General features: G+C 67.5%; 19 protein-coding genes and 2 pseudogenes. 17 read left to right on the top strand and 4 right to left on the bottom strand.

The genetic code is table 11. From position 1 onward, the window contains the following. Positions 1 to 163: 163 nt before the first annotated feature. Positions 164 to 1,027: a lysozyme gene (locus J7E89_RS31030; protein ID WP_214977984.1), complete on the top strand. Its 864-nt coding sequence runs from the start codon at positions 164 to 166 to the stop codon at positions 1,025 to 1,027. 77 nt (positions 1,028 to 1,104) lie between these two features. Here the strand turns inward: J7E89_RS31030 and J7E89_RS31025 are convergent, their stop codons facing one another. Beyond that, positions 1,105 to 1,641, bottom strand: coding sequence for a cyclopropane-fatty-acyl-phospholipid synthase family protein (locus tag J7E89_RS31025; protein ID WP_214977982.1), 537 nt, complete (start codon positions 1,639 to 1,641; stop codon positions 1,105 to 1,107). Between the two features lie 195 nt (positions 1,642 to 1,836). Continuing rightward, positions 1,837 to 3,138 (bottom strand): annotated as a pseudogene (locus J7E89_RS31020) (S16 family serine protease); the annotation flags it as partial. Between the two features lie 25 nt (positions 3,139 to 3,163). Between J7E89_RS31020 and J7E89_RS31015 the strand changes: the two are divergent. The 7 genes from J7E89_RS31015 (at position 3,164) to J7E89_RS30985 (ending at position 12,134) form a co-directional block, all read left to right on the top strand. Next, on the top strand, positions 3,164 to 4,969 hold the full coding sequence (locus J7E89_RS31015) for a recombinase family protein (RefSeq protein WP_214977980.1): 1,806 nt from the start codon (positions 3,164 to 3,166) through the stop codon (positions 4,967 to 4,969). A gap of 1,946 nt (positions 4,970 to 6,915) precedes the next feature. After that, positions 6,916 to 7,158: a hypothetical protein gene (locus tag J7E89_RS31010; RefSeq protein ID WP_214977973.1), complete on the top strand. Its 243-nt coding sequence runs from the start codon at positions 6,916 to 6,918 to the stop codon at positions 7,156 to 7,158. Between the two features lie 3 nt (positions 7,159 to 7,161). Further along, positions 7,162 to 8,034: a P22 phage major capsid protein family protein gene (locus J7E89_RS31005; RefSeq protein ID WP_214977965.1), complete on the top strand. Its 873-nt coding sequence runs from the start codon at positions 7,162 to 7,164 to the stop codon at positions 8,032 to 8,034. Positions 8,035 to 8,045: 11 nt separating this feature from the next. Further along, entirely contained in the window at positions 8,046 to 8,516 is a 471-nt protein-coding gene (locus J7E89_RS31000; protein WP_214977963.1) for a hypothetical protein, read from the top strand. Positions 8,517 to 8,716: 200 nt separating this feature from the next. After that, complete coding sequence (locus J7E89_RS30995) at positions 8,717 to 9,316, top strand: hypothetical protein (protein ID WP_214977961.1); 600 nt, start codon at positions 8,717 to 8,719, stop codon at positions 9,314 to 9,316. Positions 9,317 to 9,923: 607 nt separating this feature from the next. Next, entirely contained in the window at positions 9,924 to 11,135 is a 1,212-nt protein-coding gene (locus J7E89_RS30990) for a helix-turn-helix domain-containing protein (protein WP_214977959.1), read from the top strand. A 738-nt stretch (positions 11,136 to 11,873) separates the two neighbouring features. Continuing rightward, positions 11,874 to 12,134 carry a hypothetical protein gene (locus J7E89_RS30985; protein WP_214978013.1) on the top strand — a complete coding sequence of 87 codons (261 nt, stop codon included), beginning with the start codon at positions 11,874 to 11,876 and terminating at the stop codon, positions 12,132 to 12,134. A 46-nt stretch (positions 12,135 to 12,180) separates the two neighbouring features. Here J7E89_RS30985 and J7E89_RS30980 read toward each other — a convergent pair. Continuing rightward, positions 12,181 to 13,318, bottom strand: a pseudogene (locus tag J7E89_RS30980) (LON peptidase substrate-binding domain-containing protein); the annotation flags it as partial. Positions 13,319 to 13,496: 178 nt separating this feature from the next. Between J7E89_RS30980 and J7E89_RS30975 the strand changes: the two are divergent. From J7E89_RS30975 to J7E89_RS30965, 3 genes are read left to right on the top strand one after another with little or no spacing between them, the layout of a single operon-like run. Continuing rightward, positions 13,497 to 14,219, top strand: a complete 723-nt coding sequence (locus J7E89_RS30975) for a GNAT family N-acetyltransferase (protein ID WP_214977957.1) — start codon at positions 13,497 to 13,499, stop codon at positions 14,217 to 14,219. 53 nt (positions 14,220 to 14,272) lie between these two features. Further along, a complete protein-coding gene (locus tag J7E89_RS30970) occupies positions 14,273 to 15,202 on the top strand; it encodes a DUF3626 domain-containing protein (RefSeq protein WP_251061333.1) in 930 nt (309 codons plus the stop codon). Positions 15,203 to 15,216: 14 nt separating this feature from the next. Continuing rightward, positions 15,217 to 15,762, top strand: coding sequence for a hypothetical protein (locus J7E89_RS30965; RefSeq protein ID WP_214977953.1), 546 nt, complete (start codon positions 15,217 to 15,219; stop codon positions 15,760 to 15,762). Positions 15,763 to 15,800: 38 nt separating this feature from the next. On the opposite strand, the gene J7E89_RS30960 is transcribed toward J7E89_RS30965, so the two are convergent. Continuing rightward, on the bottom strand, positions 15,801 to 16,268 hold the full coding sequence (locus J7E89_RS30960; RefSeq protein WP_214977951.1) for a MarR family transcriptional regulator: 468 nt from the start codon (positions 16,266 to 16,268) through the stop codon (positions 15,801 to 15,803). A 128-nt stretch (positions 16,269 to 16,396) separates the two neighbouring features. On the opposite strand from J7E89_RS30960, the gene J7E89_RS30955 reads away from it, so the two are divergent. The 6 genes from J7E89_RS30955 to J7E89_RS30930 all read left to right on the top strand — a co-directional run bounded on the left by J7E89_RS30955 (position 16,397) and on the right by J7E89_RS30930 (position 21,755). Further along, positions 16,397 to 17,074 (top strand): RNA polymerase sigma factor, encoded by a 678-nt coding sequence (locus J7E89_RS30955; RefSeq protein WP_214978011.1) that lies wholly within the window; start codon positions 16,397 to 16,399, stop codon positions 17,072 to 17,074. After that, entirely contained in the window at positions 17,071 to 18,000 is a 930-nt protein-coding gene (locus J7E89_RS30950) for a zf-HC2 domain-containing protein (protein ID WP_214977949.1), read from the top strand. Before J7E89_RS30955 ends, J7E89_RS30950 begins: the two co-directional genes overlap by 4 nt. Then, positions 17,997 to 18,791, top strand: coding sequence for an ABC transporter ATP-binding protein (locus tag J7E89_RS30945; RefSeq protein WP_214977947.1), 795 nt, complete (start codon positions 17,997 to 17,999; stop codon positions 18,789 to 18,791). The genes J7E89_RS30950 and J7E89_RS30945 overlap by 4 nt, the downstream gene beginning before the upstream one ends. Next, positions 18,788 to 20,179 carry a hypothetical protein gene (locus J7E89_RS30940; RefSeq protein ID WP_214977945.1) on the top strand — a complete coding sequence of 464 codons (1,392 nt, stop codon included), beginning with the start codon at positions 18,788 to 18,790 and terminating at the stop codon, positions 20,177 to 20,179. Before J7E89_RS30945 ends, J7E89_RS30940 begins: the two co-directional genes overlap by 4 nt. A 38-nt stretch (positions 20,180 to 20,217) precedes the next feature. Continuing rightward, the gene (locus tag J7E89_RS30935) at positions 20,218 to 20,844 is read left to right on the top strand and encodes a hypothetical protein (protein ID WP_214978009.1); all 627 of its coding nucleotides are present in this window, start codon (positions 20,218 to 20,220) and stop codon (positions 20,842 to 20,844) included. Between the two features lie 185 nt (positions 20,845 to 21,029). After that, on the top strand, positions 21,030 to 21,755 hold the full coding sequence (locus tag J7E89_RS30930) for a spermidine synthase (protein WP_214977943.1): 726 nt from the start codon (positions 21,030 to 21,032) through the stop codon (positions 21,753 to 21,755). Positions 21,756 to 21,825: the final 70 nt, after the last annotated feature.

The following is a 21,825-nucleotide window of genomic DNA, read 5'->3' as shown; positions in this document are numbered from 1 at the left end:
CTGGCCAAGATCAGAGGTAGACCAACGGCGGCACCCGGCCCCTCTTCCGCACCCCCTGTCTACGTGCGTAGCTTCATGCGTGACATGCCCACACCAGTGGCTTTGTCGACAGGTCGCCCCAGACCTGTTCTGTATCCCCCACCGAGCCTTTCGGAGGCACGCAATGCCCGTGCACAGATCCGGAACGGCCCGCCGCCCGCACACCGCGGCGGCCGGGATTCTCCTCTCCTTCCTCTCCGCGCTCGTCCTCGTCGTGACCCTCCCGGGTGCGGCCACCGCCACCGCCACCGCGACCGCCGCCGCCGCCGCCGCCAAGAAGCCTGAACCGGGCTCCGCCCACATGGGCATGGGCGTCATCAAGCACGACGGCCAGGGCGGCCTGCCGCGCGACACCCGCGTCACCCAGACCGAGGGCGTGGACGTCAGCAGCCACCAGGGCAACGTCAACTGGGCATCCCTGTGGACGAGCGGCGTGAAGTGGGCCTACGTGAAGGCCACCGAGGGGAACTACTACAAGAACCCCTACTTCGGGCAGCAGTACAACGGCTCGTACAACGTCGGCATGATCCGCGGCGCGTATCACTTCGCGACACCGAACGACTCCACCGGCGCCAACCAGGCCAACTACTTCGTGGACAACGGCGGCGGGTGGTCGCGCGACGGCAGGACGCTGCCCGGTGCGCTCGACATCGAGTGGAACCCCTACGGCGCGCAGTGCTACGGCAAGACGCAGAGCGGGATGGTCGCCTGGATCCGCGACTTCCTCAACACCTACAAGGCCCGCACCGGCCGTGACGCCGTCATCTACACGGCGACCAGCTGGTGGAAGACCTGCACCGGCAACTACGCCGGCTTCGGCTCCGTCAACCCGCTGTGGATCGCCCGGTACAACACGACCGTGGGCGAACTCCCGCCCGGCTGGGGCGTACAGACCATGTGGCAGTACACCTCCACAGGCCCGATAGTCGGCGACCACAACAAGTTCAACGGTGCCCTCGACCGCGTACAGGCCCTCGCCTACGGCTGACCGGCCGACGACTGGCGGCTGACAGCTGACCGGCCGAACCCGGTCCCGCGGCCACCGCGGGACCGGTGCGGCAGCCGTCAGCCCCCCGGCAGCTGTGCGACCGCCCCGACCACCGCCAGCAAGGACGCGTCGTCCGCGAGCGCGTGCGTCGTCGCGGTGGCGATGAACCCGGCGTCGCTCAGGTGCGTAAGCAGCAGGCCCTTCGCCTTGGCGACCTGCGCCGGATCCGACGGAACGTAACAGAGCACCAGGCTGCCCGACGGGTGTAGCAGACGGGTGACGAGCTCCAGCTCTTGCGTGGCCGGTCCGGTCCAGAAGACGTTGACGTCGACCGCGAGGATCTTGTCGAAGCGGCCGAGCGCTTCGGGGTCCGCGTCGGCGAGCGCGGTGTGGACGAACGTGGCCCGGCCCCCGGACACGGCCTCGGCATTGCGCTCGCTCGCGGCCGCGACGGCCACCTCTGAGCGGTCCAGCCCCACGTACTCGCCGCGCGGCAGACGTTCCAGGATCAGCCCGGCGGCGACACCGCGCCCGCAGCCGATCTCCAGTACGCGGTCTTCGGGACGTAGCTCGAGAAGGCCGACGGCCACCGTGAGCCGCTCAGGAACGCCCATGCCGCCACCTCGCCCTCACTGTCGCCGTCGCTGTCGCCGTCACCTTCGCCCGCCGTTCGCGCCCTACCTCCGTTGTATCCGATTACTTGCCCTTTCGCGCGGAAGCCCCACGCGCGGAAGCCCCCCGTCCGCTCGGCCGAGAGTCGGCTGAGAGGAGCAGGGGGGCCGCCACAGCCGGGCCACCGGCGACGTCCGTCACGCCGCCGCCGGCACCCGTACTTCTGCCGGAGCCAGCGCGATCTCCAGGACCTGGCGGACGTCCGTCACCGGGTGGATCTCCAGCTTGTCGAGGATCTCGGCCGGTACGTCATCCAGGTCGGCCTCGTTCCGCTTCGGGATCACGACCGTCGTCGTACCCGCCCGGTGTGCCGCCAGCAGCTTCTGCTTCAGGCCGCCGATCGGCAGGACGCGTCCGGTCAGGGAGACCTCGCCCGTCATGGCCACGTCCGTACGGACCAGCCGCCCGGACAGCAGCGACGCGAGGGCCGTGGTCATCGTGATGCCCGCGCTCGGACCGTCCTTCGGTACCGCGCCCGCCGGGAAGTGGATGTGTACGCTCCGGTCCTTCAGGTCCGCTACCGGCAGCTCCAGCTCCGCGCCGTGCGAGCGGAGGAAGGAGAGCGCGATCTGGGCCGACTCCTTCATGACGTCGCCCAGCTGGCCGGTGAGGGTCAGCCCCGCGCCACCCGTCTCCTCGTCGGCGAGGGACGCCTCGACGAAGAGGACGTCGCCGCCCGCACCCGTGACCGCGAGTCCCGTGGCCACGCCGGGAACGGCCGTACGGCGCTCCGACGGGTCCTGGGCGGACTCGGGGACGTGGTGGGGCCGGCCGATCAGAGCACGGAGGTCACCGTCCGTGATCGTGAGCGGGAGCTTCTGCTCGCCGAGCTCGTGCTGGGCCGCCACCTTGCGCAGGAGGCGTGCCACCGACCGCTCCAGGTTCCGTACGCCCGCCTCACGGGTGTACTCACCCGCCAGCTTGCGCAGCGCGGAGTCGTCGAGGGTCACCTCGCCGGGCTCCAGTCCGGACCGCTCCAGCTGGCGCGGCAGCAGGTGGTCGCGGGCGATGACTACCTTTTCGTCCTCCGTGTAGCCGTCGAGCCTGACCAGCTCCATGCGGTCGAGCAGGGCCTCGGGGATGGCCTCCAGGACGTTGGCGGTGGCGAGGAAGACGACGTCGGAGAGGTCGAGCTCAACCTCCAGGTAGTGGTCGCGGAAGGTGTGGTTCTGGGCGGGGTCGAGGACTTCGAGCAGCGCGGCGGCCGGGTCGCCGCGGAAATCGGAGCCGACCTTGTCGATCTCGTCCAGGAGGACGACGGGGTTCATCGACCCGGCTTCCTTGATGGCGCGCACGATCCGCCCCGGACGAGCCCCCACGTACGTACGACGGTGTCCGCGGATCTCCGCCTCGTCGCGTACGCCGCCGAGCGCGACCCGTACGAACTTGCGGCCCATGGCGTGCGCGACGGACTCGCCGAGGGACGTCTTGCCTAAACCCAGTTGGGGGAGCTAAATTCCCCCCATGACCACGGAGCGAGTGACCGGCATGGCATACCACGCGGCAGGCTATGACAGGCAGTCCGAGGCGCGAAAGAACCAGAGCGCCACATCCCCCGCCGTACAGCGAGCCAACAACCGGGCCGAGGCGGAACGCAGGGCCAGCGCTGGCGAGGACATTGTATGGGTCGGTCATTTCTCGGAAGCACTCGGCACGTCCGCTTTTCGGTCCGATAAGGAGCGGCCGGAATTCGAGCGACTGCTAACCGCGTGCCGCAGGGGCCAAGTCAACATGATCATCGTTGACTATGTGAGCCGGTTCTCTCGCCTTGAGGTCATGGACGCAATCCCGATTGTCTCGGAGTTGTTGAACCTCGGTGTGGTCATCGTGTCCACCTCGGAGGGGACTTTCCGTAAGGGAAACCTTATGGACTTGATCCACCTCATGATGAGCCTTGACGCTGCCCACAACGAGAGCAAGAACAAGAGCCGGGCCGTCAGCGGCGCGCACAGCATGGCTAAGCGTCTGGGTGGGTTCATGGGTAAGCCGCCGTACGGTTTCGAGCTGTACCCGGTTGAGGTTCCCAACCCCGACAACCCCAAGCAGATCATCGTTATTCAGAAGCTGCGCCATGCCCGCACCAAACTTTCCGGCCCCTTCAAGACCGAGGGCGACGTATTGCGCCAAGCGGCCAATCTGTTTGAGGCCGACATGGGCGGAACGACACAGAACCGCCGAGGAGAGGGCAACCGGGCCGGATCGCTAAACGGCATCTGCGTTGGCTTCCGTGAGTCCAAGGTGCCGACGCGCGGCCAAATCGTGGGCAAGAAGACGGCCGATAGCGAATGGGACCCGGCGGCCCTCAAGCGCATGTTGCGCGACCCGCTGATTGCCGGATTCGACCGAGACCCGATCAAGAACGATGCGGGCAAGGTGACCGGCTACAGGATCAAGCGCGACCCCGTGACCATGCGGCCGATTGAGCTTGAGTGCGGAGCGATCATCCCGCCCGCTCAGTGGTGGAAAATCCAGCCCGGCCTAGACGCTACCGGCCGAGGTAAGGGCCAGACTCGCAGCGCCGAGCAAGCGCTACTTACCGCAATGGATCGCCTTTGGTGCGAGTGCGCCAACGTGATGGTCGGTCACCGGAAATTGGCCAACCCTTCCAAGTCGTCGTACCACTGCAAGCGCGGAAACAAGATCAAGCCGGGCCAGCACGACGGCACCGTAACCATCAACATGATTGGCCTTGACGACTACGTGACGCGTCGGGTGTTCGCACTCATCACGACCGCCGAGGACGACCCCGAAACCGGCGACATCATGGCCGAGGCCGCGCGCCGGTGGGGTGTGCTCCATGAGGCCCCTGAACGGGCCGGTGAGCGCTCCGAATTGCTCGCAGAGAGGGCGGACGCTGTGCGGGCACTAAAGGAGCTGTACGAGGACCGTAAGGCCGGTGGCTACTCAGGCAAGATCGGACGGCGCGCGTTCCTCAGTGCCGAGGCGGAAGCGTCCATGCGAATGGAGGCGGCCGAGGAGCGGCTAGCCGAGTTGGACGAGAGCGCAACGCCCGTCCTCCCCATCGCTGAATGGACAGCGCGGGAGGATGGTTTGGACGGCGACCCCATCGGGGAGGGGACATGGTGGGCCAAGGCCAGCATTGACGACCGGCGCGAACTCATCCGGCTATTCGTTGACCGCATCACAGTGCGTAAGTCCAACGTCATCGGTTCCGCCCCCGGAAAGAAAGCCATCATCGGCCCCCGCGTGGATATCGCTTGGGCCGAACCCCCCGCCGAGGATGCCGAGGCCGAGGACATGGCCGCGTAGGCAAGCCAACATCAGGGCCCCGTTCGGAGTGATCCGGGCGGGGCCCTTTGCTTTGCCCCCAGGAAGCCACAGGAGCCCGCCTAAGCGTCCTGCGGCGCCTCGATGGGACCGCGTACCGGGGAACGCCTGCTAGGCCGTCAGGCGTACACACGAGTATTACCTGACGGTCCGTCAGAAACGCACCGCTTAACCGACTCCCCTAGTGGCCAGTGAGAGCGGCGCTTTACCGGCCCCCTCTCTGCATATCGGAACCCCGCCGAGGAGAGACAGCGAGGAGGCAGCGCGGTGCCGATCACGAACACCCTTGACCTGGAAACGCTTAGCGCCCGAATGGATGCATGGGCGACCGAGGAGCGGAGCAAGCGCGGCCGACTTGTGCGCGCCTTCCGCGCAAACCTCGGGAACTCGGCTGATCTACAGGCAGCCCGGCTAGCGCTGTTGGTCGGTTACACCGAGAGAATCGCTTAAGACTTCCTGCCGCCCCCTCCCAGAAACACCCCCGTCAACGATGGCGGGGGTGTTTCTTTGGGCAACTTAGGCGGACTAAAGCGGAACGCCCTCCCCCTTGCGCGGACTAGAGCGGGGATCACCCCGTGGGCCATACCCCTTACGCGGACTAGCGCGGGATGCTCCATCACTTCCTACGGACATAAGCGGAAACCATTCCGCCCCGGTACCCATTGCGCGGACTAACGCGGAATCGGCTACCCATTCAGCGGACATTAGAGGAGACCTACTCAATGAATAACAACCTTTCCCCCCTCGGCCAGGGAAGCCGTCATATGATCCGCCGTCAAATACAGCAAGCAGAGGAGGCGGCGCGAGAGGCCCTATTCGCAGGCACTCTCACAGCGCCCGAGGTGCACGAATTCATCGTTTCCGCGCTGGAGATCGTTGACGCCCTCCTGTTCCCCGCCGGTGGCTGCGCTGGTCCTGACTGCGTAACGCCCGTACAGGACAAGGGGATTGGCCGCCCGGCCGTCTACTGCTCGCGCCGCTGCAAGGACCGCGCCGCCTACCGGAGGAAGCGATAACGGGCACAGCGGGGAGAGGGATGATTTCTCTCTTTATGTTGAGTGTTGATTCTCGACATCAAAGTCAAGAGCCATAAGAGAACCCTAGAGGCTCGGTAAAACTCTCTTCGCAATCGACACTCAACACACGCTCCACCGAGCACCCCTAAACGTTAAGGGGTGGTTCATGCGTTCGAATTCTCTAACCCCCAGCCGGCTGGAATCTGGGGGTTTTCTCATTTGGAGGTTTCCCGTGTCCTTCTACGGTGCCCACGATTGGGCGTCCGCCGCTTCCCTCCTAGGTATCGAATATGACCCGTCCGCCATGTCCGCCTGCGCCGCTATCGAAGAGGCCGGGTTTATCGTCCGCGACCTAACCGCCGAGGCGGATGGGGAGTTGCATCGTGCGCGGGGACGTGAGGGGGACGAGCCGCAGCCTTACCCCGAGGTCGCTGTACGGGCGTCTGCGGCCCGTTCGCTGCGCGATGCGATGGATGACCCGTGGCGACCCCTGTGGGAACTACACAGCCCGGCTGAACGCCTTACCCGGATCGCTGTCCGGCGACAGTCGCAGACCCTTTCGGTAACCAAGTCTTGGGCGACGGCCGCCGGTTGGGTGGACATGAGCCACGGGCAGAAGCGGTTCACCGGCACATGCCGTGAATGCGCACATGAATTCAGCGTCACCCGTCCCGCTGTCTCGTCTCGGCGCTGGCCGCAGATATGCGATGGCTGCAAGGTCGAGCGGGAGCGCTCACGCAAGCGGGAATGGGCACGACGCAATCGTGCCAAGGCCGCGTAGACGGCTACTTATGAATATGGGCCGGGGAACGTTAACCGGCCCGCCCCTTAGAAATAGCGCGGTTAGTTGGTAACGCCCCCTGGTGGTCATTGCGACTACTGGGGGGCGTTTCATTTTGATTGGAATTATGCATGTCCCCTGACCTCAAGGCTGACGCTCAGTTCGCCTTTAACCAGTATCGCGCGGGCGTGGTCACCGACCCGTACGCCGTCCTTGACGCGCACCGCCTATTCGCGGTCGAGCTGCTTTGCGATGACCTCGTGACCGCTGACGACGTACGCGAGTCGGTTCACGGCCTTATCGCTGTGCTCAACATCGTGACCGATTACCGCAAGGCACAGCCGACGAACACCGTTCTATCCGAGGGGGTCTAACCCATGGCTAACATCTTCGCCGTAAGTGACGTAGTCGCTAAGAATGCCGCTTCGCTGCTAAAGGCTGAGCTAGTTCTAGGTCGTCTCGTATTCCGCGACGCCGAGGCAGAGTTTGCCGGTGGCCGAGGCGACACAGTGCGGGTGCGCGTTCCCCGCGTGATTGAGGCACAGCCGTTCACCGGCTCCACGTCCGCTGTAACCAGTACGCTCAATGAGCAGACGGTTCCCGTAAAGCTCAACACTCACGCGATGAGCGGAATCGAGCTGTCGGCTAAGGACATGACGCTGAATGTCGAGAACTTCAGCGCACAGGTCCTTATGCCGCAGGTTGCCGGTGTGGCTAAGCGTGTTGAGAAGGAGATTGCCGGGGCTATTCAGCCGGTTATCGACGCTGGCACGCTGACGATTGATCCGGCTAACCCTCGTGACGCGATTACCGAGGCTGGCGAGATTCTCGACACCCGCGAGGTTGACGCAAAGTCGCGTGTCCTGGTGGTTGATCCGAAGATCAAGCGCGTTCTCCTGATGGACCCGAATCTCTCGAATGTCGATTCTGCCGGTTCGCCGTCCGCTCTCCGTGACGCGATTGTGGGCCGCCTTCACGGGTTCGATATCTACATGACGCCGTATATCACGGGCGCTGTTGCAATGACCCGTGAGGCTTTCGCCGCTGCTATCAAGGCACCTGCTAAGCCGTATTCGGTTAACGGCGCGTCGGCGACCGATGAGGACGGCCAGAGTTACGCGATGACTTGGTTTGTGGCGTTCGAGGGCGAGAGCCGACAGGAGCGCAGCATTGTTGAGGCGTTCGTGGGCGCAACCGTTCTAGACACTCAGCGTTCGGTGGGTCTCAAGCTGGCGACTCCGCCCGCGTAAGGAGGGTGATTGTGGCTGAGGTAGAGAACACGCCAGAGACGCCACGGGAGTCCGCTGGAAGCCCTGTTGAGGCACCGGAGGTGGAATCGGTCCCCGAGATTGATTCCACCCCGCCTACGGGCACTGAGGGCCCCTCGCTGGATGACCTGCGGGCGGAAGTAGAGCAAGCCTCTTCGGCGCTCCGCACTTCCGAGGATCTGCGCCAGCAACTTAATACGCAGTTGGACGACGCAGAAGCGCGCGTAAAGGCCGCCGAGGTAGCGCTAGAGCGTGAACGCGCCGCCCGCCGTCACGGGTTGCCTGATGAGCTAATGCCGTTCCTGCGTGGCGAGACTGCCGAGGAGCTAGCAACGGAAGCCGCGACGCTGGCCAAGTATGCCGACGCGCGTACGTCGGGTCTCGGAATGGGTGGCCTGGACCCCAATGATTCAAACTCCGGTGGAATCGTCGGCCGGATTATCCGGAAGTCGCGGGAGCTGTAGTGAGTCGTCAATCTGAGTTCAACGCCGCATCGCAGGCGTATTACCAAGCTCAGGTGGACCTTTCCCAATCGCTTGTGGAGCGGGTCGCGTCCTGGTGGCGTGGCCTGTCTCCGCAGCGAGCGGCCGAGGGATCACCGGCCGTGGTCCGGGAGTTTCAGACTCTCGTCAGTGCCTCGCGCAGTCGCTCATATGCCGAGGGTGTGAACTATCACCAGGCTGCCCGCAAAGCGGCTACTGGCGACGCTGGCGACGCTGGCGACGACGACCTATGGGAAAGCCGAGACACTGCGGCGGAGGCCGGTAAGGCCAAGGTGAGTTACTACGTCCACACCGCTCCGCTCCGTGAAGAGATGAAGCGCGGCCGGTTGGACGATCCGGATTTCCTCAAGTCCCTTGACGACACGATGGAAAGCGCCGGACGGAACCTAGCCCTAGACGCTGGCCGACTCGCTGAATCGGGCGGCCGTGACGCGCTGGCCGAGGCTCGGGAGAATGACGCCGAAGTGATCGGGTGGTATCGCATGACGGATACCGACCCATGCGGATTCTGCGCAATGCTTGCCAGCCGAGGGGCGGCCTATTCCAAGTTCATGGAGCCTGACCAATTCCACCGGGGTTGCCACTGCCAGACCCTCCCGCTTTTCCGTGGCGTTTCCATGCCCCCCGAGGATGCCGCAAAGCGTGATGAGTACCTGGCCCGCTTCAAGGCGACGCCCGGTTCTGGATCAAGCCAGGCACGGGCCTTTCAAGAGGCGTTCGATACAGAGCGAAAGGCGCGACGCGATGGACAGTCAGCGTGAGATCAAGTGCGTGATGTGCGGGCATGTTGGGCTGAATCCTGGATGCCCTCTCCGTGGCTTGCGTGAGGGTGCCTGCCGCATGGGTTCGACCATGTCTTGGGACGAATTCCATAAGCGACAGGCGGAACAGAAGCAGCGGCGAACCACTCGCTGAACACCTGGCACCTTGCATTTAACGGTGACATTCCGTAGCCCAAGGGTGGGGTGGGGGATGCCTCTTAATCGAACTTTTTGGGCATCGCAAGCGTATAGCAGCTCTGCTTGGCTACGGGTTTCCAAGTCGCCCAAACGCTCACTGGTCACCATCCGTGGCGTTCTGTGAGCCGAGCACCTTTGATCGAAAGGTGCGACTTTTGCCGGCCTCGGGTCCACGGGTGCCGACTCCCCAACGTCCCCTTGAGATATCGCCACCTGTGATCCGCAGGCGATCCCCCGCGCAAGCCGACCACACCTAAACGTCAAGGGGTGGTGTTCGCCCCCGATGGCTTCCCGCTGTTGGGGGCGTTCTGCGTTCCTAGGTGATTCTCGTGTTCACGCTGCAACTAGCCATATCTGACGGTGCGTCAGATTACCTGACGTACTGCCTCTCGCGGCGTAGCCTCGCTGCATGGCTGAGCACCTGGGCGACCGGTTGGCACGTCTCCGCCGCATCGCTGACCTGACACAGGAAGCGTTGGCGGAGCGGTCTCACGTGTCCGTGGACGTGATCAAGAAGCTTGAGCAGAGGCGGAAGCACAGCGCGCGACTGCCGACGCTGCACGACTTGGCGCAGGGTCTCGGGGTGGAACTGACTGCCCTACTGGGGGACCCGCCCGGAGTGCCCTCTACGGGTGAGGCCGACCCGCCCCAACTCGTAGCCGTCCGCCGCGCGATCATGCCGCCGCTGTTCGCTCCGCTGCCCGAGCCGACGAACACGGAACGGCTCACACCCTCGCTGTTGCGGCGCGAGATTTCCGACGCATGGACCATCTACCACAACGCCGAATTCGGCCGCCTCATGGACGTACTACCGGGCATCATTGCCGACGCTCGCTTTGCTGCCGCCATAGGGAACTCCGAGGAAAGGGCGGTGGGGCAGTCCGCGTTGGGGAAGTCACTGCAATTGGCCGGTCATCTCGCTATCCGTCTCGGCAAGGTTGACCTAGCGCTGTCTGCTCTTGAGCGCGCCATGAACGCCGCCGGGGATTCATCCGATCCGCTGCTGTCCGCAATGATCAGTAATTCCGTCGCATGGAATTATCAGCGGCAGAACCGTTTGGGCGACGCGGAGAACCTAGCCGTTTACGCTGCCGACCAAGTGGAGCGGGAACACCACGACAGTGCCGAGGGCGTACGCGTGTGGGGCGGGTTGGTCATGTCGGCTGCGACCAGTGCCGCCCGTTCCGGCGACTACGACAAGGCGCGGGAAATGATGACCACGGCGGAGAACGCGACAAAGAAACTGGCCGCGCTACCGCCCCCGGCTGACGGGAAAATGGTCTCAGTATTCAGCCGGTCGTCTGTACGCATCGAACGCGTCCGCCTCGCTGTCCAGCATGAGCGGCCCGAGGAAGCGCTAGACCTTGCAAAGGGAATGCGGCTCAGCGCGGACACGCCCCCTTCCTGGCGCACGTGGCTATTGCTCGATGTGGCGCGGGCGCATACGGACCTGGGGAATGCCGAGGGTGCCGTTAATGCCCTCACGCGGCTACGGCAGATTGCGCCCGGCTGGATGCGGCATCACACGCTGGCCGTCGCCATCGTGACGGATCTGTGGGAGGGCGGTGCTCGGCCGGTCGGTCTGCGTCGCCTCGCCGAGTTTTTGGGGGTCGCCAACTAAGGCCCGAAAAGGGGGACGTTCCGTCCCTGTAGCCGCTGGCCGTCCGGCGGGATGCTCGCTGCTCCGACGCAATGCGAGGGGACGGCGAGATGATGGCCAGCGAAACACCGCAACTGACCACAGATGCACGGGAGTTCGAGTATTCGACCTACGCGCCCGCTGGTCAGACGTGCCCGGACTGTAAGCAACCGATCAAGAGTCTTGAGCGCGTACACCGGGGCTCACTCGAAAGGCAGTCCGGTGCGCCGATCGTCGTCTACCGGCACGCCGTACGGTGCCCCCGGTGAGTGTCCCGGCGAGAGTCAGCAGACAGCAGGAGACGCCGTTACCGGCCCCGGAGCTAGTCAGCCTCATAGACGACCCTGACAGCCCGTACGCAGGCTCTCCCGAGGGCTGGTGGACCGAGTACGGCGGAGCGCGGGATGTGGCGTCTGGTGTGGTCTACCTCCCGCCCGGTTCGCCCCGTCCCCCGTGCCGGATTCCGGAGTGCCAGCGGTGCCGCGCGGACACGTGAGACGGCGGTGCTGGGAACGCCTCGTGACGTTCCTCGGTGTCGCAGTGTGGATCACGACCGTTGCGCTACTCGTGGCCCGAGGTTGGGCCGTCTAGTCCCCCGTCCCTCCCGTTACTGCGGCGGCGCAGGCCGGTAGGGGTGGGTATCGGGGCCCCGTCCGTGCGTCTCCCCCGGCGCATTGGGCGGGGCCTTTTTGCTGCCTGCGCTGGCTTTAAGGTGCCCCCATGCATGTTGCGTGGGAAATCGATACGGAAGACGTGGCCGGAAGCGATGAGCGGCCGGACGGCCAATCGGCCTCGGAATTGATCACTGACGTTCTGCTGAACGTCTATCAGAGCGAAGAGATCATGACGCGCGCTCACGTGATGCTGCACGTTGCTACGCCCCTCCATGAGCAGATCATCAGCGAGGGGGCCGCCGCTGTAGAACGGGGCGAGGAATGGGCGGCCGAGGTGGGGCCGATGCGCGTAACGCTGCGCCCGTAGGGCACGTTTCCGCAGGTCAGGGCGGGTCCACCCAACTGTGTTAGCCTTTGCCGACGCCGGGCGGGCCGACCAGTGCCAGCACCGCGCCGCCCCGACGGCCGCCGACGACGCCGAGGCCACGGTCGGCCCGGCGCTTGCGCACGGCCAGGTATTCGGTGATGCGCTCCTTTACGTCGTCCAGGCCGGCGTGCTCGGCGTCCAGGACCTGCTTGGCGCCCTTGATGTCGTACTGGTCCTCGGTCCGCTCGTTCCACGGCAGCTCGAGGACGGTGTCGAGCCAGGTCCGGATCCAGGAGCCCTCGGGCGACTGGTCGGAGGACCGCTCCAGCTTGTCGACCTCCTTGAGGGCGGCCTCGCGCACCTTCTCGGGGAGGTCGGCGGCCTCGACGCGGGTCCGGTAGTCGTCGGACTCGTCCTCGCCTTCCTTGCCGTTGATCTCGCGCAGTTCCTTGCGTACGGCGTCGAGCTGGCGGCGCAGCAGGAACTCGCGCTGCTGCTTGTCCACGCCCTCCTGCACGTCCTTGGCGATGGACTCGGCGACGTCCTGCTCGGCGACGTGCTCGCTGAGCCACTTCACGGCGAGCTTGAGGCGGACCACCGGGTCGGCGGTCTCGAGCAGCTCGACCTTCTGGGCGGTGGTGAGGAAGGGTGAGTAGCCGGAGTTGTCGGCGAGGGCGGAGACGTCGTCGATCTGCTGGACGCGGTCGACGACCTGCCAGGCGCCGCGCTTCTTCAGCCAGCTGGTGGCGAGTACTCCTTGACCAGCTCGGCGACCGTTCCGGGGAGCGGTTCGGGCACCGTCTCGTCGACGCCCGTGCCCTCGACCCAGAGCGCCGCGCCGGGTCCGGTGGTCCCGGCACCGATCTGGACGCGGCTGCGGCCGCGGATCAGGGCGCCGGGGTCACCGTCGGAAGCCCGACCTGCTCGACGGTGCCGAGGACGCCGGTGGCGGCGTACGTGCCGTCGATACGCGGAACGAGAAGCACCTGCGGCTTGTTACCACTGTTGCCGCTGCTACCGGTGCTGCCGCTGTTGCCACTGGAACGGGCGGCAGCCTGGGCGGCCTCCACCGCGGCGCGTACGTCGGTATCGGACAGGTCCAGGGGCACCACCATTCCCGGCAGCACGACCTCGTCATCGAGCGGCAGCACGGGTAGGGTGAGCGGGTTGGACGTCGATGCCATGATCTCCCCTTCGGCAGTGAACTTGAGCTATGCCGACTCAATGCTTGGACGCGACGGAATGTTCCCGGGCGGGCGTTCGCTGTCAGCGATCAATGGATGGGGCCGTTTGAGGTCCCCCGCGACGCAGACGGTATGTAATAGGTGAATGGAGTCAACGTCTATTACTTCCGGAGTGCCGATGCCGCCACACGACTCGACGCCGCCCTTCGACTCGACCGCCGAGGCTGTCCGCGCGTGGGTCGCAGGATGGGTCGTGTCCCGAGGCGCGGCAGACCCCGTGCCCCAGCCCTGGGGCCTCACGGTGGACGTCGGGCTCCCGCACCACGCCACCCGGCACGTCATGACCGACGCCGACGAGGCGACGGTCCGCAAGCTGGCCAAGGCGTACGCCGCGCCGGCCGTCGCGCTCAAGATGTTCCTGGAGCCGGAGACAGTCGCGCCGTGGCTGGGGGTGGAGTGGGTGTCCGACGGCCCTGGCTGGCTGATGACGGCACCGCTGGACGCGCTACCCCGCACGGACGCCCCGGAGGGCTACACAGTCAAGTCCTGGCAGCGCGGCGGCGTAACCCGTGTGCTGGTCCTCGCCCCCGACGGCGGATTCGCCGCGCGCGGCCAAGTGGCCCCGACCGGCAGGACCGCGGTGGTGGACCAGGTGGAGACGGACCCCGCACACCGGCGCAAGGGCCTGGGTGCGCTGGTCATGCGTACGCTCCAGGGCGCGGCGTACGAACAGGGCGCCACGGTAGGGGTGTTGGGCGCGACGACGGAAGGGCGGGGGCTGTACGAGTCGCTGGGATGGCGGGTGTACGCCCCACTGGTCGGCGTAACCTACTCGGCCGAACCGAGTCAGGACGGCCTCCCCATGACGGCGAACTTCAGCCCGGCGCACCACGGGCGATGAACCGCTTCCACCTCACTGCGGCGCAGAGTGCCGCACTGGAACATGTCAGGGGCATGGCTTTGCGCGCCGCGGGGCGGGTTCCCGCGCCTGGCACCGCCCACAAAAGGCTCCTCGCGGGTGTCCGGGAACGTGCCCGCATCACCCTCAACTTCCACCCGGACCGGCTGCTCGCCGACGGCCGGACCGTGGCCGAGTCCCTGGCGGCGGACGGCCGTTACCGCAGCCAGTACGAGACGGGCCTGTCCAACGGCAGCCGCACCGCGTACCCCGGCGGGCCGAGAGACGAGTGGGAGTTTCACCTCTTCGGCGGGGCATACCGCACGGCCACCGGCGCCGAGCGCCCCAAGTACGGGGCGCTCAACGTCCTCAACCACCCCGACGGCGCCGCGCCGCGCTTCGGTTCCTGCTACGTGCGACTGCGGGCCGAGGTACACGCCCGGGCGACGTACTGCCACCCGGACAGTCACTTCGGCCCGGAGGACGTGGGCACGATCGACGTGTTCGGGCCGGTACTGGCGGCCTGGCTGGCGACGGGCGGGACGATCAGCCCCTTTCCGCCTCCCGTGCCCGTGCAGGGTCGCGCGCTCGACACGTATATCGAGGCGCAGGTGCACGGCGACATCGACCTGGCTCGTGACGCGGAGGCTCTGGTGCTCGACCCGTCGTTCCGGGGCACGAAGACCGCACAGCTGCTGGCGAACACGGGCGTCCCGGTGGAGTGGCACGCAGGGTTCGCGCTCGCGCCGGAGGAGGTGGACGCGGAGTTCCGGGGGCCGGTGATGGTGCCACTGGCGGCACGGGTCTGCCGTTCGTACGCGCGGGAGGGCATCCTCAGTGCCGAGGTACTCGGCCACGCGGCGGCTTCCGTCGTAGGGGAGCCGGAGGCTTGGGCGGAGTGGGGTTCGCAGGACGAGGTGCTCCAGTACGTCAAGCAGTTGTGGCATGTACTGGTGCGGTACGGGAGGGGGTTGGGCGACGTATGAGACGTGGTCGAAGTATGAGACGCAAGGCGCGCGAGGGAGCGGTGGCTGGAGGGCTGCTGGTGGCAGCGACTCTGCTGGTGGCGGGATGTGGAGGCGGAGGTACGCGGGAGAGCGCGACCGACAGCAACTCGCCGCCACAAAATGCCCCAGCTACCCCTACCCCTACCTCATCCCCGAGCGCGCCGACGCGCTCGCCGGAGCCGACGAACCCGGCGGAGCCGACGAACCCGGCGGACAGGCGGCTCGTCACGGCAACGGTGAGCGGCGGAATCGACGGCCGCCACCAGAGCGTCCTGGTCAACGCCGACGGCTCGTACACAACACTGTCGGGCGCCAAGCCGGTTGGCAGGGACAAGATGAAGCCCGACGAACTCACCAAGCTCCGCAAGGCTCTGGCCGAGTCGGACTTCACGAAGCTGCCCCGCATCAACATGCGAAGCCAGCCGATACCCGACGGCCTCACCACGGCTGTCGTCCACCAGGGCCACGAGGTGGTGACGGACGGCTCAAAGCCAGTACCCGCACTGGACAGAATCGTCGCCGCCCTGCCACTGCCGTAACCAAGGCTTGCTTCTGGGAGTAAGCAGACTCGCAGGTTTCACTCCGCCCTCCCGGCGCCCCCCACGTTGCGCATCATCCGGCGCAGGACCTTGATCGTGGTGACGTAGTCCCTGGCGTTGATGCCGTCGTGGATTTTGGCCCGCACGGCCGGTACGTGGTCCTTGACCCGACGCCGCCCCGCCTCGCCCGCCTCGGTGATCGTCAGGCGTCCGGTCGTGGCGTCACGGGTCAGCCAGCCACGTACCACCAAGTCCTCGGTGTCCGGTACGAGGTCGTCCTGCGGCGCCAGGTAGTCCCGCATCGCCTCGGTCAGTTCCTCGACGGTACGACCCTCGCCGTCCTCGGACAGGTCGTTGACGGAAAGATGGCGCAGCGTCCAGTACTGGGGCTGGGACATGCCGAGCTCCGCCAGCTCGCGGCGTATGAAGGCAAGGATTTCCTTGTGCGCCACATCCGTCCAGTAAGCGATCGGCTGCTGCGCCAGTTCGGCGTCCGAGAGTGTCATAGCGGCATCCTCAAATCGGTTCGGACCGGAAGTGACAACTCCCGAAGCTATGACCTCAACTCCACTTGAGGTCAACGACGTCCTGAACCGTTCGCATCAGCGCGAGCGATAGAGAGAACGTGAGACTGATGCGCCCCTCGGGGGGAGACCGGAACGCCGACGCCGACGCCGACAACCACGCCGCCGACGACGCGGCACTGCTCCGCGCCGTCGCCAAAGGGGACTCGGAGGCGCTGGCCGCGCTCTACGACCGGCACGCAGGGTGGCTGCACGCCCGGCTGACCCGGCGTTGCGCTGACCCCGAGACCGTACGAGAAGTCCTCCAGGACACCTTCGTGACGGCCTGGCGGTCGGCCGGCTCGCACCGGGGCGGGGAAGCCGGCGGGTGGCTGTGGGTGATCGCCGCACGTCGGCTGGTCGACGCCCAGCGGGCGCGGACGCGGGCGGAACGGTCGGACCGGGCCGAACGCGCCGAGTTCGTGCCCTCCGGGGCGGCGCCTTCCGCTGAGGAACGGGTGCTGGCGGGGCTGGAGTACGGGGACGTCGGCACCGCCCTCGACCGGATCTCGCCCGAGCTGCGCGATGTCCTGCGCGCGACGGTGATCGACGGGCTGACCACCCGCGAGACCGCCCGCCTGCTCGGCCTGGCGGAAGGCACGGTCAAAACCCGGGCGATGCGGGCACGGCGCGAGTTGCGCGAGGCCTTGGCGGAACTGACCTCATTGAGCGCAATGACCTCAGCGACCGCAGTCACCGCTGTGGCCGACGCAGTCAGCAGGAACAAGCCGTTGGGAGGCACAGCATGACGGCGGAACGGCATTCAGCCGCACCGGGTTCGGCTCGGCACGCGACCTGGCACGTGGACGACTCTCTGGCAGCGCGCTACGCAGCCGGGACGATCGCAGAGCCCGACGCATGGTCGCTGGAGAAGCACGTCGAGGCGTGCGGGAAGTGCGCGAACCGGGTCTCGGCAGCGGTACGGGCAGGCGCAGCCGGCCCCGCGCTCGCGTCCCTCAGGGAAGCGGTACTCGCCGCCGCGACACCAGCAGTACCGAGGCAGCCCCGGCCCAGGCCCGCCCGAAGCTCCGGGGGGCGCTTCGGGCGGGTGGTGTGGAGCGCCGGGCCCGCCTTGCGGGGGGCCTGGGTGGTGGCCGTCGTACTCGTGGGGGCCGGGGCGGTCGGGCTGGCGTACGGCGCCGGGTTCGACGGGGCCCGGCCGCTGCTGCTCGCGCTGGCTCCGTTGCTGCCCCTGGCCGGGGTCGCCGTCTCGTACGGCAGGCATGCCGATCCGATGTACGAGATCAGCGCCTCGACTCCCTCCGGCGGCCTGCGGCTTCTCCTGCTCCGGACGGCCGCCGTGCTCGGCGTGAGCCTCCCGCTGCTGACCGCCGCCGGGGCCGTACTCCCCACTGCCCCGGGCGTTCCCGGCGCGGCCGCCTGGCTGTTGCCCGGGCTCGCGCTGACCATCGGGGCGCTGGCGCTCGGATCGTACGTCGGGTGCCGACCCGCCGCCGGAGCCATCGGCTCCGCGTGGGGGCTGGCCGTGGTGCTGCCGGTGGTGACCGCGCCGGGGCCTGCCGGCAGCCGGCTCCCGGGCGACCTGGCCGCCTTTCCCGTCGCGGATTACCTCGGCGGGCCCCTGACCCAAGGCGGCTGGGCCGCCGCCGCCGCACTTTTCGCGGGGCTGCTCGCCCTGCGCCGTACCTCCTTCGACCGACTGGAGTTCTCTTGAACACCACAGCAGCCACGACAGCAACGGCCGTCGCCGTCGCCGGGCTGACCGTCCGGCACCGCAAGACCACCGCACTCGACGCCGTCGACCTGGACTTCGGTACCGGCGTGCATGGCCTCCTCGGGCCGAACGGTGCGGGCAAGACCTCCCTCATCCGGGTACTGGCCACGGTCGCCACACCGACTGCGGGCAGGGTCGAGCTGCTGGGCAGCGACATGTCGGGGCACCGCGAGCGTTCTGCTGTACGCCGTCGGCTGGGGTATCTGCCACAGGAATTCGGGTACTACCCCGGCTTCACGGTGAGGGAGTTCGTCGCGTACGTCGCGTGGCTGAAAGAGATGCCTGCGGCGGCCACGCCGGAGGCGGTGGAGCGGGCGGTTGAAAGGGTCGGGCTGACCGACCGAATCGACGCGAAGGTGAAGTCACTGTCCGGCGGCATGGTGCGGCGGGTCGGAATCGCGCAGGCCATCGTCAACGAGCCGGACATCCTGCTGCTCGACGAGCCGACCGCCGGTCTCGATCCGGAGCAGCGCGTCGAATTCAGAGCACTGCTCCGCGAATTGGGCACCGCTTCCACAGTGATCGTCTCCACCCACCTGGTGGAAGACGTAACGGCTGCCTGCACGGCGGTCACGCTCATCGAGCAGGGCCGCGTCGCCTACCGCGGCACACCCGAGCAGCTCTCCGGGCTCGCGAACGGCGACGACGACCCCGCCCTGGGCGACAACCCGATCGAACGCGGCTACACCGCCGCCCTGCGCACCCACCGCACGACGGGAGCGGCCCGATGACGACCGGGACAAGCCCCCGCCCGAGTACGGACACCGACACCTCCTCCCGACCCACCACCGCCACCACCACCCGACCCCCGCGGCTGCTTGCGCCCCTGCGTGCCGAGCTGCGCCGTGGCATAGGCCCCTGGCTGGGAATCGCCGTCATGGTGACCCTGATCGCGCCCATGGTCTTCAAGGCGGCCCAGTGGCAAGGCAGCTGGGGCGAGACGCAAAGCCTGCTGCACTCCGCCTCGGCCCTGCTCGGCGGCCCGCTCGCGACCGCCGTCGGATGCTGGCAGGGCGGTCGCGAGCGTCGGCGCGGCATGACGGAGCTGCGCGAAACCAGCGTCCGTACGCCGCTCGCCCAGACCCTTCTCTGCCTCGCGCCGCTGGTGCTGTGGATCCTGGCGGGATACGTCGCCGCCGCGGCCGTCGTTCTCCTCGCCACCTGGCCGTACGCGTTCAGCGGCAGCCCGCTCCTGTCGATCGCGCTGACCGACGCGGCCTGGCTCGGGACAGCCACCGTCCTCGGATTCGTCGCCGGGCGGCTGATCCCCTGGCGACTGAGCGCGCCCGTCGCAGCGGCGCTCATGTACGTCACCGTCGGCTTCCCCTCGTACCTCTCCTCGGACGTCCGGTTCCTCAGCCCGGCCGTGACTACGGACGCCGGCAGCTATCTCCCCGTGTGGTGGCAGGGCCCTGTGACGGTGGTGTGGCTGGGGGGTCTCGGCCTCGCCGCGCTGCTCGCGTACGCCGCACGCTTGCGGGCCGTCGCACTCCTGCCGCTGGCCGCCACGCTCGCGGCCGCCACGCTCATCACGCAGACGGGTTTCGATATGTGGCGGCAAGACCCGGCCCTCAGGCGCGCCATCTGCAGCGGATCCGCCCCGAAGATCTGCGTGAGCGGCCTGGACGGCGCGCTGCTCCCCGAGGTCACCAAGGCCCTGACCGGGGTCACCTCCCGGCTGGAAGGCGTCAAGGGTGCGCCGGTCGCCTACCTGGACAGCCACCAGAAGCCGCGGGCGGACGAGGGCGAGGCGGCGCTGCCGGACGTGTCGCGGGGCTGGAGCGTCGTACGCAACAAGCTGACCGATCCCGACGACTACGCCCTCCAGACCGCTGCGTCGCTGATGCGGCGGCAGTGCCCGGAGACGGCCCTCAACAAGGACAGGGCCGGCAGCGAACGGGTCGCTCTTACCGACGCGGCCGTCCTGAGCTGGCTGGCGCCCCTCGACCACACCGGAAGTAACTTCGCCCCCAATTCCGCCACCACCTCCGCGCCCAGTTCCACGCCTGACGGCACCGCCCGGCTCAAGACGATGGGCGACGAAGAGCGCAGGGAATGGCTCGGGCGCTACCTGGCGACCAGCAAGAACTGCACGCCGGCCGAAGTGCCGGTCCTGTGAGCGCCACCAGGGGCGCCGGCGCCCGGACCCTGACGATCCTGACGCCCCCGACCGCCGCGAAACACCTCCACCCGTACATCCGTTCCCGCGCTGTCCCGCTCACCGTCGCCTCGGTCGTCGGTATCGCGGCGACCGCCGCCTGGACCGCCGACTGGCTGGAGGACCGGCCGTACTTCGACCACACCGCTCGCGTCCCGGTCCTGGCGCTCGCGCCGCTGCTGGTGACCGCCGCGGTCGGCGTCGGCCTGTACTCGCACACCGAGGAGCTGGACCGCACCTCGGTACGCCCCTGGTGGCCGCGCCGCCTGGTGCATCTGCTCGCGCTCACAGTTCTCGCCGGCGGGCTGCTCGCACTGGCCGTGCCCGGCCACCCCGAAGCGTTCGGCGCGCCCGCCATGGTCCGTAACGTCCTGGGCGCCACCGGGGTGACAGCGGCCGCGGCCGCGCTGCTCGGGGCACGGCTGAGCTGGCTGCCGATGACGTTGTACGGGGGCGCCGTGTACTTGGCCGCCCCCCGCGCCCCCGGCGGCGCCGCCGCCGTGTGGGCGTGGTGGATGCAGCCGGGGCCGCAGGTGGCCGCCTGGGTGGTGGCGGGTGTGGCGTTCGTGACGGGAGTGGCGCTGTATGTACGTCGCGGGGCGCGCCCCGAAGACGGACGCGCCTGACGCCCCCGCGCACGAAGTACGACGGAAGGGCCGGGTCCCCCTGGACTCGGCCCTTCCACCTCCGCCGCCCCCGTAATCCGTCCGGGTCCCCCTGCCCGAAATCGTTTGTTCACGCCGTCTTCGCGACGCCAGGATGGCCCCCGACGACCGAAGGAAGCACCGAACCGTCCCCAGGAGGTTCCCCCATGGCCACCCAGGCTCCGCACGCCACCGCCACCGCCACCACCATCGACCGGCGCGAGGGCCCCTACGGCGAAGTCGTTCTGCGGGAGCGCGGAGCGCACTTCGAGATCATCGCCAACGGCTGCTTCCTGATGGACACCTCCGACGGCCGCTCCGAGCGCCTCCTCATCGACGCCGCCCTAGAAGCACTCCCCAGCCCCGACACCGACCGCCCGGCCCCCGCCCTCCTCATCGGCGGCCTCGGCGTCGGCTTCTCGCTCGCCCGCGCCGCCGCGCAGTCGCGCTGGGGGCGGATCACGGTTATCGAGCGTGAGCAGGCGATTATCGACTGGCACCGCGAGGGACCACTCGCACGGATCTCCGGCGACGCGCTCGCCGATCCACGATGCGAGATCATTCACACCGATCTGGTGGATTACGTTTGCGAAAACCGGATCGGGAGCGTTGGTACATACCAGGACAGGTACGACGCGCTCTGCCTCGACATCGACAACGGGCCCGACTGGACCGTGACCGACGACAACGCCAATCTCTACTCCCCGCAGGGGCTCGCGGGGTGCATGAGACGGCTGAGACCAGGGGGAATCCTCGCCGTCTGGTCGGCCAAACCGTCCGCCGCATTCGAGGATGCGTTGCGGAATGCCGGATTCAACTTGGTTAGGACGGAAGAGATCCAAGTTGCCCGGGGCGTTCCTGACGTGGTCCATCTCGCGGTTCGCCCTGCGTAGCCGGGACGCTGTCAGTGCATCTACGCTGCTGCCCTACACGTGGGATAGAAGAGAACTCCCAGGGGCGGGG

The sequence above is a fragment of the Streptomyces sp. ISL-100 genome, assembly GCF_018614615.1.
In the GTDB taxonomy this organism is placed as follows: Bacteria; Actinomycetota; Actinomycetes; order Streptomycetales; family Streptomycetaceae; genus Streptomyces.
This window is presented reverse-complemented; position numbering and strand designations above follow the sequence as displayed.